This window comes from Ruegeria conchae (assembly GCF_000192475.1).
GTDB lineage: Bacteria > Pseudomonadota > Alphaproteobacteria > Rhodobacterales > Rhodobacteraceae > Ruegeria > Ruegeria conchae.
This window is the reverse complement of the sequence record NZ_AEYW01000018.1, coordinates 15939-32899: the sequence shown is the minus strand read 5'-3', so window position 1 is coordinate 32899 and position 16961 is coordinate 15939. Positions and strand designations below refer to the sequence as shown.

13 protein-coding genes are annotated in these 16961 nt (G+C 56.2%); 7 read left to right on the top strand and 6 right to left on the bottom strand.

Annotated features, from left to right (window positions below; genetic code table 11):
* Nucleotides 1–281 precede the first annotated feature (281 nt).
* From ftsZ to G7G_RS0116620, 5 genes are all read left to right on the top strand, one after another.
* Nucleotides 282–1883 carry a cell division protein FtsZ gene (ftsZ, locus tag G7G_RS0116640; protein ID WP_010442577.1) on the top strand — a complete coding sequence of 534 codons (1602 nt, stop codon included), beginning with the start codon at nucleotides 282–284 and terminating at the stop codon, nucleotides 1881–1883.
* A 214-nt stretch (nucleotides 1884–2097) separates the two neighbouring features.
* Entirely contained in the window at nucleotides 2098–3018 is a 921-nt protein-coding gene (gene lpxC, locus G7G_RS0116635) for a UDP-3-O-acyl-N-acetylglucosamine deacetylase (protein ID WP_029622104.1), read from the top strand.
* A gap of 126 nt (nucleotides 3019–3144) precedes the next feature.
* Nucleotides 3145–4005 (top strand): outer membrane protein assembly factor BamD, encoded by an 861-nt coding sequence (locus G7G_RS0116630; RefSeq protein ID WP_010442575.1) that lies wholly within the window; start codon nucleotides 3145–3147, stop codon nucleotides 4003–4005.
* A gap of 35 nt (nucleotides 4006–4040) precedes the next feature.
* The gene (gene recN / locus G7G_RS0116625) at nucleotides 4041–5690 is read left to right on the top strand and encodes a DNA repair protein RecN (protein ID WP_010442574.1); all 1650 of its coding nucleotides are present in this window, start codon (nucleotides 4041–4043) and stop codon (nucleotides 5688–5690) included.
* A gap of 104 nt (nucleotides 5691–5794) precedes the next feature.
* Nucleotides 5795–7480, top strand: a complete 1686-nt coding sequence (locus G7G_RS0116620) for a chloride channel protein (RefSeq protein ID WP_010442573.1) — start codon at nucleotides 5795–5797, stop codon at nucleotides 7478–7480.
* Here G7G_RS0116620 and G7G_RS0116615 read toward each other — a convergent pair whose 3' ends face one another.
* A complete protein-coding gene (locus G7G_RS0116615) occupies nucleotides 7481–8851 on the bottom strand; it encodes a DUF3179 domain-containing protein (RefSeq protein ID WP_010442572.1) in 1371 nt (456 codons plus the stop codon).
* A gap of 315 nt (nucleotides 8852–9166) precedes the next feature.
* On the opposite strand from G7G_RS0116615, the gene speB reads away from it, so the two are divergent.
* Nucleotides 9167–10138 (top strand): agmatinase, encoded by a 972-nt coding sequence (gene speB, locus G7G_RS0116610; RefSeq protein ID WP_010442571.1) that lies wholly within the window; start codon nucleotides 9167–9169, stop codon nucleotides 10136–10138.
* Nucleotides 10139–10262: 124 nt separating this feature from the next.
* Entirely contained in the window at nucleotides 10263–10574 is a 312-nt protein-coding gene (locus G7G_RS24720; RefSeq protein ID WP_010442570.1) for a hypothetical protein, read from the top strand.
* A 95-nt stretch (nucleotides 10575–10669) separates the two neighbouring features.
* Here the strand turns inward: G7G_RS24720 and G7G_RS0116600 are convergent, their stop codons facing one another.
* The 5 genes from G7G_RS0116600 to G7G_RS0116580 all read right to left on the bottom strand — a co-directional run bounded on the left by G7G_RS0116600 (nucleotide 10670) and on the right by G7G_RS0116580 (nucleotide 16906).
* Entirely contained in the window at nucleotides 10670–11890 is a 1221-nt protein-coding gene (locus G7G_RS0116600; RefSeq protein ID WP_010442569.1) for an aminopeptidase P family protein, read from the bottom strand.
* A 160-nt stretch (nucleotides 11891–12050) separates the two neighbouring features.
* Entirely contained in the window at nucleotides 12051–13262 is a 1212-nt protein-coding gene (locus tag G7G_RS0116595) for an ABC transporter permease (RefSeq protein WP_010442568.1), read from the bottom strand.
* A 5-nt stretch (nucleotides 13263–13267) separates the two neighbouring features.
* Nucleotides 13268–14542, bottom strand: a complete 1275-nt coding sequence (locus G7G_RS0116590) for an ABC transporter permease (RefSeq protein ID WP_029622103.1) — start codon at nucleotides 14540–14542, stop codon at nucleotides 13268–13270.
* A gap of 69 nt (nucleotides 14543–14611) precedes the next feature.
* Nucleotides 14612–15703, bottom strand: a complete 1092-nt coding sequence (locus tag G7G_RS0116585; protein ID WP_010442566.1) for an extracellular solute-binding protein — start codon at nucleotides 15701–15703, stop codon at nucleotides 14612–14614.
* A gap of 102 nt (nucleotides 15704–15805) precedes the next feature.
* Entirely contained in the window at nucleotides 15806–16906 is a 1101-nt protein-coding gene (locus G7G_RS0116580; protein ID WP_010442565.1) for an ABC transporter ATP-binding protein, read from the bottom strand.
* Nucleotides 16907–16961 lie beyond the last annotated feature (55 nt).

Below are 16961 nucleotides of genomic sequence, written 5' to 3'. Positions count from 1 at the left end.
CAGGACGTTGAGCAGTTTTCAGCGACCATATTGAATGATCAACGAGTTTCGCACCCCCGTAGGGCGGGTGTGGTTTTCCGTACGTAGTGGTACATGAACCATTCGCCGCAACATATCGCGGTTGCAGCGAAATGCGGCAGTTTGTTGCCTTATTTCCTCCATATTTTGTGGAATCTGGCGATTTTTCTGGTGACGTTTCCGAAATGACACAGTAAAATCAATTGTGGATAGGTCAGAATAAACCGCATTTTGCGGCAACATATAAAACAGGCGGACAGAGCATGACATTAAATCTTTCGATGCCCGGGCACGACGAACTCAAGCCTCGGATTACCGTATTTGGCGTTGGTGGCGCTGGGGGCAATGCTGTCGACAATATGATTGAAAAGCAGTTGGACGGCGTCGAATTTGTCGTCGCCAATACAGACGCGCAGGCGTTGCAGCAAAGCCGCTCATCAGCGCGGGTGCAACTGGGTGTCAAAGTCACAGAAGGGCTGGGTGCGGGGGCACGCCCGACCGTGGGAGCCGCGGCTGCCGAAGAAAGCATCGAACAGATCGTTGACCACCTGGCAGGGGCACATATGTGCTTTATCACTGCAGGTATGGGCGGCGGGACCGGTACCGGGGCGGCCCCGATCATAGCACAGGCTGCGCGAGAACTGGGTGTTCTGACCGTTGGTGTTGTGACTAAACCCTTCCAGTTCGAAGGGGCCAAGCGGATGCGTCAGGCCGAAGACGGCGTTGACGCATTGCAGCAAGTTGTCGACACACTGATCATCATCCCGAACCAGAACCTGTTCCGTCTGGCCAATGAAAAGACCACGTTTACTGAAGCGTTCTCGATGGCGGATGACGTTCTGTATCAGGGCGTCAAGGGCGTGACCGACCTGATGGTGCGTCCGGGTTTGATCAACCTCGACTTTGCCGACGTCCGCGCTGTGATGGATGAGATGGGCAAGGCGATGATGGGTACGGGTGAAGCCACTGGTGAAGACCGCGCCATTCAGGCCGCCGAGAAGGCCATTGCCAACCCGCTGCTGGACGAAATCAGCCTCAAGGGCGCGAAGGGCGTTCTGATCAACATCACTGGTTCGCACGACCTGACCCTGTTCGAATTGGACGAGGCCGCCAACCGCATCCGCGAGGAAGTGGATCCCGAGGCCAACATTATCGTCGGTTCGACCCTCGATACCGAGATGGAAGGTGGCATGCGCGTGTCTGTTGTTGCGACGGGTATTGATGCCAGCGAAAAAACCGACGACGTGCCAGTCGCACGCCGTTCGATGTCGGCTCCGCTGACCCGCACGGTTTCAGCGGAAGAGCAGCCGCAGGAGCCGGTTGCCGGCGCCCCGGCAGCAGAAGAGGACAACATTGCTCCGACGCTGTTTGAATCCATCGAAGACGTTGAGTTCAACGAGGGCTGGCAAGACGAACAGCCCGCGGCTGAACAGGATGATGACGGGCTGCCTCCGCCTGCCTATCAGCCACAAGTGGCACAATTCGAGCCGCAGCCAGAAGTGGAAGAAACCCCCGAGGCTTACGTCGATCAGCGTGCTCCGACCCCCGGCACTCCGTCGCCAGAAGCGATGCAGCGATTGCAGGCAGCCGTACAGAAGGTACCGCATAACCGGCTACGTCCAACGGCTGCAGCCCCTCGTGAACCTGCTCCACAGCCGCAGCAGGCAGCCGAGGATCGTCCGCGTTTTGGATTTAACCGACTGATCGATCGTATGACTGGTCATGCGGCCGATACGCCTGCGCAACCGGTGCGCCAACAGCCTGCTATGCGGTCGGTTGACGCCACGGCACCTGCGCAGGATGAGGTTGATCCAGACCAGGAGCGCATCGAAATTCCGGCCTTCCTGCGGCGTCAAGCCAACTGATCGCGGTAACAAAATCGTTTCAAAGGGCCGCAAACATGCGGCCCTTTTCTGTTGAAACACAAGGTATTAAACCCATGTAAGCAGGGATTTGCCGATGTGTAACAATCATGTTTCATTCGGTTGCAAAGAGTGAGTTGAGCCTTGACGCCCCCTTCCTTAGTTGAGGGTGCAACACAGCCCCTGGCAGGCTGGACACAATTCACCGAGGCTCACATTGCAACATACGCTCAAATCTTCAGTCACGTTTACGGGCACTGGGCTGCATAGCGGCAAGCCTGCGACGATGGTTCTGAAGCCTGCGGCCGCAGGTCATGGAATCTGGTTCAAACGGATTGATATCGAGCTGGGCAATGCGATGATTCCCGCGATCTACGATGTCGTCGAACGTACGCCGCTTTGCACCCGTCTCGTGAACGAAGCGGATGTTTCGGTGTCGACCGTTGAGCATATCATGGCGGCACTCGCCGGGTGCGGCATACATAACGCTCTGATCGAGATTGACGGTCCCGAGGTTCCGATCATGGATGGCTCGTCCATCGAGTTCGTTCGCGGTATCATGGCTAAAGGTGTGCGTCGTCAGGCGAGCCCCGTGCTGGCCTACGAAGTTCTCAAACCGATCACCGTTTCGCGCGAGGGCGCAAGCGCGTCGATCGTTCCTGCCGACGGGCTTGAGATCGAATTCCACATTGATTTTGAAGATCACGCTATTGGCAGTCAGACCAAAGTTCTGGATATGCGCAACGGATCCTTTGCGAGAGAATTGTGCGACAGCCGCACTTTCTGCCGCCGTACGGATGTTGAGGCGATGCGCGAGAACGGTCTGGCGTTGGGTGGAACGCTGGAAAACGCGGTCGTTGTGCAAGGTGATGAAGTTCTGACGCCGGGTGGTTTCCGCCACGATGATGAGGCCGTGCGTCACAAGATGCTGGATGCCTTGGGTGATCTTTATCTGGCAGGCGGTCCGATCCTGGGTCGCTTTACCGGTGAAAAGTCGGGTCATTCTATGACCAACACGCTGCTGCGCAAGCTGTTCGAGACACCTGGTGCGGTGCGCCCGATCCTATGCACGCCTGAACAAACCGCACGCTTGCCGGGTCAGGGTCTGGTGCGGAGTGAAATTCCACAAGTTGCGTGACCCGGTCAACTCTGGCGACATTTGCGTCAATAGGGTGGATAAGGCGTTTTGCACTGGAATTTTATGTGCTAGACCGAGGTCCGATCAGGGATAAATCCCGCTAAGTTAACGACAAGGATGGGCGGAATGGTTGGCACCAAAGCGGCAGTCAGATTCGCAGCGGCGATTCTTCTGGCAGCATCTTTGACGGCGTGCGGGGACGGAGGCCTTTTCAGCAAAAAGGGCGCTGACCGCAACCAGAACCTCGAAGGTTTCACACCAGAGCAGATTTATACCCGTGGTGAATATGAGCTGTCTCAGAACCGTTCTGACGACGCCGCGTGGTATTTCTCTGAGGTCGAGCGGCTTTATCCTTATTCCGACTGGGCCAAGCGAGCTCTGATCATGCAGGCGTTTTCCTTTCATTCGGATCAAAACTACGAAGAAAGCCGCGCCGCTGCACAGCGATACATCGATTTTTATCCAACCGACGAAGATGCGGCGTATGCGCAATATCTTCTGGCGCTCAGCTACTATGACCAGATCGATGAGGTTGGTCGCGATCAGGGCCTGACCTTTCAGGCGCTGCAGGCCTTGCGTACGGTGATCGAAGTCTACCCTGATAGCGAATATGCCACTTCTGCCGTTCTCAAGTTTGATTTGGCCTTTGACCATTTGGCCGGAAAAGAAATGGAGATCGGGCGCTATTACCTGCGTCAGGACCACTTTACTGCGGCCATCAACCGATTCCGTGTTGTGGTGGAAGACTTCCAAACCACCTCGCACACTGCTGAGGCGCTGTATCGTCTGATCGAGGCCTACTTGGCACTGGGTCTGGTAGATGAAGCGCAATCCGCCGGAGCAATTCTGGGTTACAACTATCAATCCTCTGAATGGTACGATGCAGGTTACACACTGTTGACCTCACGCGGGCTGGATCTGAAGAGCCGAGGCAATAACTGGCTCAGCACGATCTATCGCCAGACCATCAAAGGTGAGTGGTTGTAAACGCGATGGCTAAAGGCGTGGGACGCTAAGACCCGATGCTGCGCGCCCTTGATATCCGCGACATGCTGATCATCGACCGGTTGGAGCTGACGTTCCAGCCGGGCTTGAACGCTTTGACCGGTGAAACCGGGGCAGGCAAGTCGATCCTTCTGGACTCTTTGGGTTTTGTATTGGGTTGGCGCGGGCGGGCTGAACTGGTCCGTCAAGGCGCTGAACAAGGTGAGGTTGTCGCTGAGTTCGAGTTACCTGAAGGCCATCCTGCCCATGCCGTGTTGGCAGACGCCGGTTTGCCTGGGGGCGAGGAGTTGATCCTGCGTCGGGTCAATACGGCTGAGGGACGTAAGACTGCTTGGGTCAACGATCGTCGTTGCTCGGGTGAGGTGTTGCGGGCTTTGTCAGGAACCCTGATCGAGTTGCATGGCCAACATGATGACCGGGGCTTGCTGAATCCGCGTGGTCATCGCGCAATGCTGGATGCGTATGCAGAGGCAGAGGACAAACTAGCCGCTGTTCGCTCCGCCTGGGGTCAAATGTCCACTGCTCGAAAAGTGTTGGCTCAGACCGAAGCTGCGCTGACCTCCATGCGCGCGGAGGAAGAGTTCTTGCGTCATTCCGTGGCTGAGTTGGACAAGCTAGATCCGCAGCCGGGTGAAGATGCCGACCTCGACGCTCGCCGCCGTATGATGCAGGGGGCCGAGCGCATCCGCGATGACGTAGCCCGCGCTTTTGCGTTGATGGGCGGAGATGGGGCCGAAGGCGCCATGGCCGACGCAGTGCGCTGGCTGGAAGGTGTCTCGGACCATGCGGAGGGGCAGTTAGAAGAACCCATCGCTGCGCTTGGCCGTGCCCTAATCGAATTGGGTGAGGCGCAGGATGGTGTGAATTCCTGCCTGCAAGTGCTTGAGTTTAACCCCTCGGAGCTGGAGCAGATCGAAGAGCGACTCTTTGCGATCCGCGCATTGGCCCGAAAACACGATGTGGCACCAGACGAATTGGGTCCCTTCGCTGATACGCTGCGCGACCGTCTAAACCGGTTAGACGCCAGCGATGCAGATATCAGCGATAAGCGCGCTGCCGTTGCCGCTGCACAGGCGACTTATGACAAGGCAGCTGAAGCTCTTAGTTCTTTAAGGCAATCTGCAGCCAGAGCGCTCGACAAAGCGGTCATGGGGGAACTTGCGCCGTTGAAAATGGAACGCGCGGTTTTCCAGACCGAGATTGCGCCCGGCGATCCCGGTCCCGACGGCATCGATGCAGTAGCCTTTACCGTCGCCACGAATCCCGGCGCGCCCTCAGGGCCACTTAATAAGATCGCTTCGGGCGGGGAACTCAGCCGCTTTCTGCTGGCACTCAAGGTTTGCCTGACCGGCGAGGATAGTGCCCGCACAATGATCTTTGATGAGATCGACCGGGGCGTTGGCGGAGCCACCGCTGATGCGGTCGGGCGGCGTCTGGCGTCGCTGGCCCATGGCGGGCAGGTGCTGGTGGTGACGCATTCGCCGCAGGTCGCTGCCCGCGCAGCACATCATTGGCGGGTGCAGAAGCAGGTGGCAGGGGATCAGACCCTGTCAACCGTGACCCCATTGTCCGTTCCTGATCGCATTGATGAGATTGCGCGCATGGTCGCGGGTGACACAATTACGGATGAGGCGCGCGCTGCAGCCCGTGCCCTGCTTGAGGCTTAACGCGCAACGACTGTAAACAAACCACCGTGAACCGACTTTTCTCTGCGCTCCACGTCGCTTACTAAAGGTCAGCGACCATTCTTACGCGATCCCCATGAGGGCCAATGACCCAGTCCACCCGCACTGTGCTGCGTAATCAATTCAATCAGGCGCTGTCGGCCCTGAAAGATGCTTGGCGCGTGATGCTCCATCGTGGTCCCAGCCAGATACAATTCTGGTTTATCGCGCTGATCATCGGGATCGCTGCTGGTTTCATGGCGCTGGGGTTCCGCATGTCCATCGCGTCGCTGCAAGCCTATCTCTATAGCACTGACAACATTCTTTTCCTTCATAGCCATGCTGAGAAACTGCACTGGTTCTGGATATTCATCACACCCGTCATAGGCGGATTGGTTGTCGGGGTTCTATTAAACCGATTTACAGATGATGGACGGGTACGTTCAGTCGCGGATGTGATTGAGGGATCGGCCATAACTGATGGGCGCGTCGAGAAAAAGGCCGGTATCGCATCATTCATTGCCTCGTTGATCACGCTAAGCTCGGGTGGCTCGACGGGCCGAGAGGGGCCAGTCGTGCATATGGCAGGGGTTATTTCGACCTGGGTCAGCGACCGTATTCGCGCAGATGGGATCACTGGGCGTGATCTTTTAGGCTGTGCTGTGGCTGCCGCTGTCTCAGCCAGCTTTAATGCCCCAATTGCAGGAGCGCTGTTCGCGCTTGAAGTTGTGCTGCGCCATTTCGCCGTGCATGCCTTTGCCCCTATCGTTATCGCATCGGTCGCAGGTACAGTGATCAACCGTCTGGCATATGGCGACGTGACCGAGTTTACGTTGGACACGCCCGGTTCGCTGCAGTTTTATGTCGAATTGCCTGCCTTTCTGATCCTCGGACTGATCTGTGGGTTGGTATCGTTGCTGCTGATGCGCTCGATTTTTTTTGCTGAAGATATCGGCACACACATCCAAAATCGATTATCGCTACCAGGCTGGCTGCGCCCGGCAGTGTCTGGTGCGATGCTGGGTCTATTGGCGATCTGGTTCCCCCATATCATCGGCGTGGGTTATGAAACGACAATACGCGCCCTGACAGGTGACATAGTGCTAACTGCGGCAATTGTGTTGGCCGTTGTGAAAACAGTTGCAGTTGCCATCACCATGGGTGGGCGCATGGGGGGTGGAGTCTTTTCCCCTTCACTGATGATTGGGGCGCTGACCGGGTTGGCTTTTGGTCTGATCGCCACCGGCCTGCTACCCGACGTGTCGGGAACTCATACGCTTTATGCCTTTGCCGGGATGGGTGCCGTTGCTGCGGCGGTTTTGGGTGCTCCGATCTCGACAACGCTTATCGTTTTTGAATTGACCGGAGATTGGCAGATCGGCCTCGCCGTGATGGTTTCGGTCTCGATGTCCACAGCGCTGGCCTCGCGTCTGGTGGATCGGTCGTTCTTCCTGACACAGCTGGAACGTCGCAATGTGCATTTGGCCGCCGGGCCTCAGGCCTATTTGCTGGCCATGCTGCGGGCGGGCACCGTGATGCGACCGCTTGGTGGCACCCGCTCAATAACGAAAGAAGAAGCGCAGGCGCTGATCGAACAAGGGCTTTGCGTCAAGGCCAGCGCCACGCTCGAGGCTGCCATGCCCTATTTTGATCGCGACGACATCCCCTGTATCCCGGTTGTCATAGTCGACGAAGAGGGGTGTGAGGATCCTGTCGGAGCGCTCTATCACGTCGACGCACTCAAGGCATATAACCGCGCACTGGCCGCGACAGCGGCCGAAGAACACTCTTGATCAGCCGTCATAAACGCTGGCTGCATCACCCAGATAGTTATCCCAGGCAAACCAGTAGGAAATATGCCCGGCTACCCGCGGCAATTGCGTACCATTCGGGGAGACCAGCGCCTCTTCGGTGACGGTCCATTTGGTCCCTGCTTCGTCGAGCAACCCGCCGTTCGGTGTTGCACGGAACTGATGCGGACCACGTTCGTACGCGCGCACGCTGCGTTTGTCTGGATCGCCCATCAGCATCAGGTTCCGCCCGCCGATTACATCATTGATGACCGGTTTGCCCTTAAACGCATCCAGAGGCCAGGCCCGCGCTGCGCCAAATTGGCGAACGGCAAACACATAGTCTTTTTGTCGATGCTTGGATTGATCGACCAGCGCAGGGAACATCAGATCAGGCGAGGCAAAATAGTCACGATACACGACACCGGATCCATAGTTGCGTCGATAACCAGTGTTCAGCGACAGAACCCGGGTATTGGGATGTGAAGCTTTCCAGCTATCCCAACGTGTAATCACCACCGGGCGCTGCCTAAGCTCGATCCCACTTTCTGCCAGCGGGCCTACAACAGGTTTGCCGGTATACTGGTTCCAGAGCGAATGCGTTTCACGATCGAACATCAACTTATTTGAACGATAAAGGAAACCGGATGAACCAAAGATCAAGGGTTTCCGTCGCCCTGCGACCTGCGTTTCAAACAAGATTCCCGAACCACAAAGTGTGCAGTAAGCCAGCGCAACCGGAACGTCACCGATTACATCATTGAACATCTCATGCCAGCCCATGATCCGCAGAGGATAAGCGCGCTCGTCTCCGTTGATCGAAACGCCAAAGACCAAATCATCGTCTTTCAGATAATCTGCCTGCGCTGCCGAAATCAGTTGGGGATTATCCAGTGACGGGATGCCATCCTTGACCACGCCGCCCCAGGAAATCTCTTCCAGTCGGATCTTCATTTTGTCGCGTTTCAGATACTCAGGTCGCAGAAACAGGTCAAAATTCTGATCAATTCCCAACAGAACTTCGCGTTTGAAGGGCGCGAGTGACGGGTGGGGAACAATCTGTGCGTTCCGTTCCTGCCATAGCATCCATTCGAACCAATCCGTGCCGTGGTTTTCCCCGGTCAAAGCTTCCATGACTTTGGCGATGTCGCGTACGCGACGTCCGCTGAACCGCATCGAAGTCAAAAGCGCAGGGACAACATCGGGGTTATCTCTCTCGGTCAGAAACTCCATACCGGCTTCGAATTCCGCATTATCTCCAAACACGGTTGAACGCACGGCCTCATATACAGGGTCTTCCTGTGCCCATAGCGTTGTGGGCAAGACCATCCCAGCGCTAAGAAGTCCCGCAAATCCTCGGCGAGTGATCGACATCGCATCCTCCGGTTTCGTTCGTGCCCATTCTGCCCGCAAACCTCTTCACATACACGAAACACCCGCGTGAGGCGTTCGTAACATCCCGAGTTAAAGAGGTCGGTTGTTGGTACTATGAAGCCAATTATTTCTTACGTGCCGCGACCTGACATTCGTAGCGACTTATTATTATGAACCCCCAAAACGTAATTTGGATGTTGGCAGGTTTCGTTGGCTCGACATCGTGCGTTTCTCTGCACATGATGCTCGACAAAGCTCTGGGGATCGGATTTTTTCGATAACTGTTGCCGGGAAATACAAAAAGGAAAACACCCCATGCAGGATCATGGCTATGAATCTGGCAGATTGAATCTACCGTTTGTTGGTATTTCTACCTTCGCAAAATCTCCATACCTCGCGGATTGGAATGTTATCGATGCAGATGTTGCGATATTGGGGGCGCCGTTCGACTTCGGGACCCAGTGGCGGCCCGGCGCGCGGTTTGGTCCGCGGGCCGTGCGCGAGGCCTCGACCCTGTTCAGTTTTGGTCATGCCGGTGCTTATGACCACGAGGATGACGCGACCTATTTGGATAGCTCGGTGCGGATGGTCGATCTTGGGGACGCAGATATTATCCACACCAAGACCGAAGAGAGCCATGCAAATATCGGTTATGGCGTAGGTAAAATCCTGCAGGCGAAGGCTATGCCCGTGACCATCGGCGGCGATCATTCGATCAACATCCCCTGCATCAACGCCTTTGCCCAGGATTGTGCTCAGAACGGGCCCATACATGTGGTTCAGATCGATGCCCACTTGGATTTCGTGGATGAACGTCATGGGGTCACTGCCGGGCATGGCAACCCCATGCGGCGCGCGATTGAGAAAGACTATGTCTCGGGCATGACGCAGCTTGGTATTCGCAATGTATCCTCCACCGCGAAGGAGGGGTACGAGGACGCCCGTGCACGTGGTTCGGACATCTTGTCGGTAAGGCAGGTACGTAAGCTGGGAACCGAGGCCGTTCTAGCACGCATTCCTCAAGGGGCGCGGTATTATGTGACGATCGATATAGACGCGTTTTGCCCTTCAATCGCTTCAGGCACTGGTACGCCCAGCCATGGCGGATTTCTATACTATGACGTGCTGGAGGTCCTGCAGGGGCTGGCAAAACGTGGCGATGTGGTCGGCATCGATCTGGTCGAAGTCGCTCCTGCCTATGACCCGACCGAAAGCACCCAGATTCTGGCCGCACAGTTGTTGTTGAATTTTTTGGGTTTCATCTTTCACGAACGCGCAAGGCTTTAGAAGGCCGGGGCCTTGCACCACAGGCCTTGGCATGCGGTGATTTAGGCCAGGATGAAAACCTTGCCATTGAGAATCCATTCTAAATAGAGGCTTTCCAAAAAGTTGAAGGAACCTAATGGATTGAATGTCCGCAACGCGGACTTTGCTGACCTTGAAATATGAGCAAACTTTGCGCAAAAATTGTTCAAACAAAATTCAGGGCCTCACTATGACACAGGATCAAAGCTTTGCCGTTGTCGCCTTGTCGATGCTTGGAACGTACGGAGTTTTGTTGGCATTTTCTCCGCGATATCGAGCTGATACGGTAAAGATGTTCCACTTGGAAAAATCGACGTTGCGCGTTGCGATTGAACACCCTTTGGCAACATTTGCTCATTTTTTATCGTTTGTTTTGCCAGTCTACTACGTGATGGGCTTTCCAATACACCATCCGTAGCTCTGGGCTCAGAGCGGACTATGCGCTCTGAGCGATTGTGCGAATTAACTGGATTGCGAGTAGAATGGGGCTACGATAGATCCCCACCTGTTTCCTTACGCGCCGATGATGTTGTGGCCGGGGCCGTAGGGGAAACCGGTGATGTTTTCGGCCCCGTCCTCACCGACCACGAGGATATCGTGCTCACGATACCCACCCGCGCCCGGCTGGCCCTCAGGGATCCACAGCATCGGCTCGATCGAGACGACCATGCCGGGTTCCAGCACCGTGTCGATATCTTCGCGCAGTTCCAGACCAGCCTCGCGACCGTAATAGTGGCTGAGGATGCCGAAGGAATGGCCGTACCCGAATGAGCGGTATTGCAGCAGGCCTTCATCGGCAAAGAAACGGTTGATCTCGGCGGTGATGCCTGAGCATGTAGCACCGGGTTTGATCAGGCTCAGGCCCAGCTCATGTGCCGCGACGTTGGCTTTCCACAGGCGCAGGCTGTCTGCATCGGGTTCGCCCAGGAACAGGGTGCGCTCCAGCGCGGTGTAATAGCCCGAGATCATCGGGAAGGTGTTCAGCGACAGGATATCGCCCTTTTGCAGCGCGCGTTTGGTCACCGGGTTATGGGCACCATCGGTGTTAAGCGCCGACTGGAACCAAACCCATGTGTCGCGGTATTCTGCGTCGGGGTAGGCGCGGGCGATTTCCTCTTCCATCGCATCGCGACCGGCCATGGCGATTTCAATCTCGGTTGCGCCTTCGCGGATGGCCGCATGGATGGCAGCCCCGCCGACGTCAGCGGTACGTGCGCCGCCTTTGATCAACTCGATCTCTTCTACGGATTTCACCATGCGGGCGAACATTGTGTCAGGTGCGATGTCGATCAGTTCGGGCTGACCCAGCATGTCCAGCGCCGTGTTGCGCGCCGCCAAAGTCATGTGGTCGCCTTCAATCCCAATTCGTTTGGCCCCGCCGATCAGGCTGGCCACGGCGCGCCAGTAATTGTCGCGCTTCCAGTCGGTATAGATGACATTGTCTTCGACCGAGCGCCGCCACGGCTGGCCCGCATCGATATTGGCCGAGACGGTGGTGCAGGCGTCTTGCGTCACCACGCAGCCGTAAGGGCGACCAAAGGAACAATATAGAAAGCCAGAATAATAGGCGATGTTCTGCATCGAGGTCAGCAGGACTGCGGGGATGTCATGCTTGGCCATGATGGCGCGCAGTTTGCCAAGGCGGCGGTCATATTCACCTTTGCTGAACGGCAGGGGCGCCTTGTCGCCATTGTGGCAGGTGAAGAATTCGGGGCGTTTTGTTATGTCTGTCATCACAAGGTCTCTCATCTTTGCCGGGCGGCAAACCCGGCCACTTGTCCCGGCGTTCAGGACAGGCGGTCTCGGGTTCCGAGAGCCGATCATCCCAGTGTGTCCGCGACGCCATCGCGGCTGGGATGAACGGGTGAATCGTTAGATCACGCGCGGGCCTGCGTCAAGACGGGGAAAGCCCCCGCAGACGCTCGGACCGGCGGCGCAGCAATTCAACTGTGGTCAACAGCGCGATGGAAATCACAACAAGGATTGTCGCCACCGCCAGAATGGTCGGGCTGATCTGTTCACGCAGGCCGGTGAACATCTGCCACGGCAGGGTCTTCTGGCTGGCCGAGCCGACGAACAGCACCACAACCACCTCGTCAAACGATGTGATGAAGGCGAACAGTCCACCCGATATTACACCCGGCAGGATCAAGGGCATCTGGATCTTGAAGAACGTCCGCACCGGACCCGCGCCCATATTCGCCGCCGCCCGTGTCAGTGAACGGTCGAAACCGACCAGCGTCGCGGTCACGGTGATAATCACGAATGGAATTCCCAGAACGGCGTGGGCAAGGATAACTTTCACATAGCCAACGAAATTCTTGTTCATGCCTAGCGTGCCCTCCATGAAGCGACCGATATCGCTGTAAAAGAAGAACATGCCGGTGGCCGAGATGATCAGCGGCACGATCATGGGAGAGATTAGAATGCCCATGATGGCGCGCCGGCCGGGAACATGGCTCTGGCTGAGGCCGATGGCTGCCAACGTACCTAGCGAGACCGAGATGATTGTCGCAATCGGGGCGATGATCAGCGAGTTCTTGAAGCTGCGCTGCCATTCATTGTTGGTAAAGAAGTCGCGATAATGCTTCAGCGAATACCCTTCAGGGTCCAGACGCAGCATCTCGGGCGTGAAGGTAAAGAAGTCCTGCGCGTTGAACGACAGCGGCAGCACCACAAGAATCGGGGTGATCAGGAAGACAAAAATCGCACCGCAGATCACCCGGAACAGGTAGTGATAGAACACTTGTTTCGGGGTCAGGTACGGCAACAATTTCTGACGATAACGGCCTTCGTACAGCCAATAGATAAACCAGACGAAGAACCATCCGCCCAGCAGGCCAAGAACGCCACCCATCGCGCCAGAGAACAGAAAACCGATAATGCCAAAGCCCAGAATGTTAATCCAGCGGGCCAATTTTTCATTCTTGAGGACAGTGATGTAGATCCAGGCCACGGCTGCGATCAGAGCAGCCCCACCTATTATGCCGAGCAGTATCGACCCATTGCCCGCGCCGACAAAGATACCGGCGAAGGCTCCAGCCAGCGCGACGCTGGGTAGGACCATTGAAAGTGGTTTGCGGGATATCGGAGTAAGTGCGGCCATGTCGATTATCCCAGTTTCACGTTATCAATGCCGACGATCTTGTCGTAGCACCAGTAGAGCAGCATAACGACCGCCAGAAGGATCGTCCCCAATGCCGCTGCCAATCCCCAGTTCAGCGAGGACGAGATGTGGTAAGCGATCCGGTTCGAAATGAAGACACCCTTGGTGCCGCCGACGATTTCGGGTGTGATATAGTAGCCAATAGCCAGAATGAACACGAGGATCGAGCCCGCGCCGATGCCCGGAATGGATTGCGGGAAATAGATGCGCCAGAAGGTCGTCCAGTTGGTTGCGCCCATGGATTTTGCAGCACGGGTATAATAGGGCGGAATGGTCTGCATCACCGAATACATTGGCAGGATCATGAACGGCAGCAGGATATGCGTCATCGCAATTATCGTGCCGAATTGATTGTTGATGATCACTAGTCGCGCGTCATCAGCCACCAGTCCAAGCCAGACTAGCGTTTCGTTGATCACGCCTTGTTGCTGCAGCATCACCTTCCAGGCTGATGTCCGTACCAGCAGCGAAGTCCAAAAGGGGAGCAGGACAAGGATCATCAGCATGTTTGAAACCCGCATCGGAAGCGTCGCCAGCAAATAGCTAACCGGGTAGGCCAGCAGGATACAGGCTCCGGTTATGATCAGTGACATGAACAGGGTTCTGCCGAACAGTTTGATCAGGATTTGTTTGTCCTCAGGTTGCGACTGCGCTCCTTCAGGAGTGCGACGCATATCGACCGCGTTAAGGAAATAACCGTTAGTTACAGCTGGCGAATGGGTCTTGATGACCGCCCAGGTTTGCGGCTCACCCCAACCCTCATGAATCTCGATCAGTTGTTCTTTGAACGGGCCATCGGTCTCGGGGTCCAGCTTGCCAAGCTTGCGCCCTGAACGGCGGAACAACGAGGACATACCGGTTTCTTCGTAGTTCAAACGCGAGCCCAGGCGGGTATGGGTTTTGTTGTCGACGGCCACGACCATATCGCGCACGAAGGCGTCATAGACGGTTTCGTCGGGCGTTTCGCCACTGAATTCATCCCAGTTCTGCAATGCTTCGACCGTCAACGGCAGCGTTTCCTGAACGATGCTGTTCTCCACAGACCGAAACAGCATCGATGCTATGGGCACGATGAACGAGAATATGACGAATAGCAGCAGCGGAGCAATGAGCATCAGCGCCCGCAATTTCTGTCGCCGCAGTGAACGTGCCAGTGATTGCTTGAGCGGCGTCCCATCCGCTGCCAGCATCGGCCCCGCGTTTTGGCTTGCGTCGGTCATATTTGCCCCTTGGTTCTGCTTGGGTTTGGGGCGGCGCACCGCCCCAGACTGTATCATAAAATCAAGCGCTTATTGCGCCAGCCATGCCTGGAACTTGGCTTCGATATCGTCGCGGTAGTCCGCCCAGAACTCGTAGTTATACAGGAACGTGTTCTTGGCGTTTTCCGGATCGGTCGGCATATGCGGTGCCATGTCGATGCCCAGTTCGGCGTGCTGACCCACCAGCGGAGCCGACGAAGCGCGGGCCGGACCGTACGAGATGTACTTGGCCTGATCTGCCAGACGCTGGGTGTCGGTCGCGAACATGATGTAGTCCAGTGCGCGCTGCTGACGTTCTTCACTCAGACCTGCCGGGATGATCCAGCCGTCTAGGTCAAAGATTTGCGCGTCCCACAGCATGGCGACGGGCTGCTTTTGCTCTTCGATCACGCTGAACAGACGACCGTTATAGGTCGAACCCATGACGATTTCGCCATCAGCCAGAAGTTGCGGTGTGTCCGCACCAGCAGACCACCAGACAACATCGTCTTTGATCGTTGCCAGCTTGGCCAGCGCCTGATCCTGTCCTTCAGACGTCGCCAGCACGTCATAAACATCATCTTTGGCGACGCCGTCACAGATCAGGGCCCATTCCATGTTGTTGATGGCGCGCTTTTCAAGCGAGCGCTTACCCGGATAGGTTTCAGTATCGAATACTGCACAGACGTCAGTCGGCGGAGTGTCACCAACCAGATCGGTACGGTAGCCGAAGGTGGTCGAATAGACGATCTGAGGGATGAAGCAGTCGCTGACCAGCAGGTCACCAAAGTCATCCGCCGCAGAAGTGCCATCGGGGGCAGGGGCCAGCATGGTGTCAGGGTCGATTTCCAATGCCAGACCTTCGTCGCACAGACGGATCGCATCTGCCGCAACAACGTCAACTACGTCCCAGGTGATGTTGCCCGCTTCGTTCATCGCGCGCAGTTTGGCAACCGCTTCGGCTGAACTGTCATCGTTCAGGATGGTGACGCCGGTTTTTTCCGAATAGGGCTCGTGATAAGCCTTCAGCTGCGATTTGGAATAGGCTCCGCCCCAAGAAACGATTGTCATCTCTTCAGCAGACACCCCGCCAGCCGCTGTCGCCAGCGCCGCTGCGGTCAGCAGTGTTTTGGTTGGTTTCATGTGTTACTCCCAGTACTTCCCGTTTATCATAGTGTCAGCTGACGCACGGGTTTTCGCCAGCCGGTCCCTCGGTGAAACCGCGCTTGTGCCGCGCGGTTTGGTCTATGCGTCGAGCGCACGACAATCCTTGGCCAACCAGCCGATATCGATCTCTTGGCCGGGCTGCAGGCGAACGGCATCGGGGGCGTTGCGCGTCTTGACGATGAACTCGTCATTCCCGGCCACCGACATGCGGAAGCGGAACACGTCACCCATATAGATGAACTCTTTGACTGTGGCCTTTAGCGTATGTGCGTCTGCATGCAGTCGGTCTTTGTTGAATTCCACACGTTCGGGCCGAATCGAGACCTTGGTCCGTTCACCCGGATTATGTACGTTGATCGGAACAGCATCGATTTCCGATCCGTCATCCAACTGCACAAGACAAGTGTCACCGTCTATCGATTTAACAACGCCTTCTAGCGTGTTGTTTTCACCGATAAATTGTGCAACGAAGCTGTTTTCAGGCTCTTCGTATAGTTGATCCGGTGGCGCCAGCTGTTGAATGCGGCCATCGTCGAATACCGCCACGCGGTCGGACATGGTCAGGGCTTCGGTCTGGTCATGGGTCACGTAAACGGTTGTGATACCCAACTCATGCGCCAGACGGGTAATTTCGAACTGCATATGCTCACGCAGTTGCTTGTCAAGCGCACCCAGCGGTTCATCCATCAGAACCAATTCGGGCTCGAACACCAGTGCTCGGGCCAGGGCGATCCGCTGTTGCTGACCACCAGAAAGCTGCGCTGGACGGCGGCCGCCAAAGGCGCCCATCTGGACCATATCCAGAGCCCGTTTAACTTTCTCTTCCCGTTCAGACTTGCCAAGCTTGCGAACCTCAAGCGGGAACGAGAGGTTCTCGGCTACGGTCATGTGCGGAAACAAAGCATAGTTCTGGAACACCATCCCGATACCGCGTTTGTGCGGCGGAATGTTGTTGATAGGTTTCCCATCCAGAAGAATTTCGCCATGTGTGGCGGTTTCGAATCCGGCAAGCATCATCAAGCAGGTTGTTTTGCCTGAACCGGACGGCCCGAGCATAGTCAGGAATTCGCCCTTTGGCAGTGCCAGGTTGAGATCTTTAACGACGAGATTCTCGCCGTCATAAGACTTTTGCACGCGTTGAAATTCGACAAACGCAGCGTCGCTATTTGTGTCGGTCACAAGACCCCCTGTTGCGTCAATTGACTATCCGGTTGGTCCGGATTTCATTGATCTT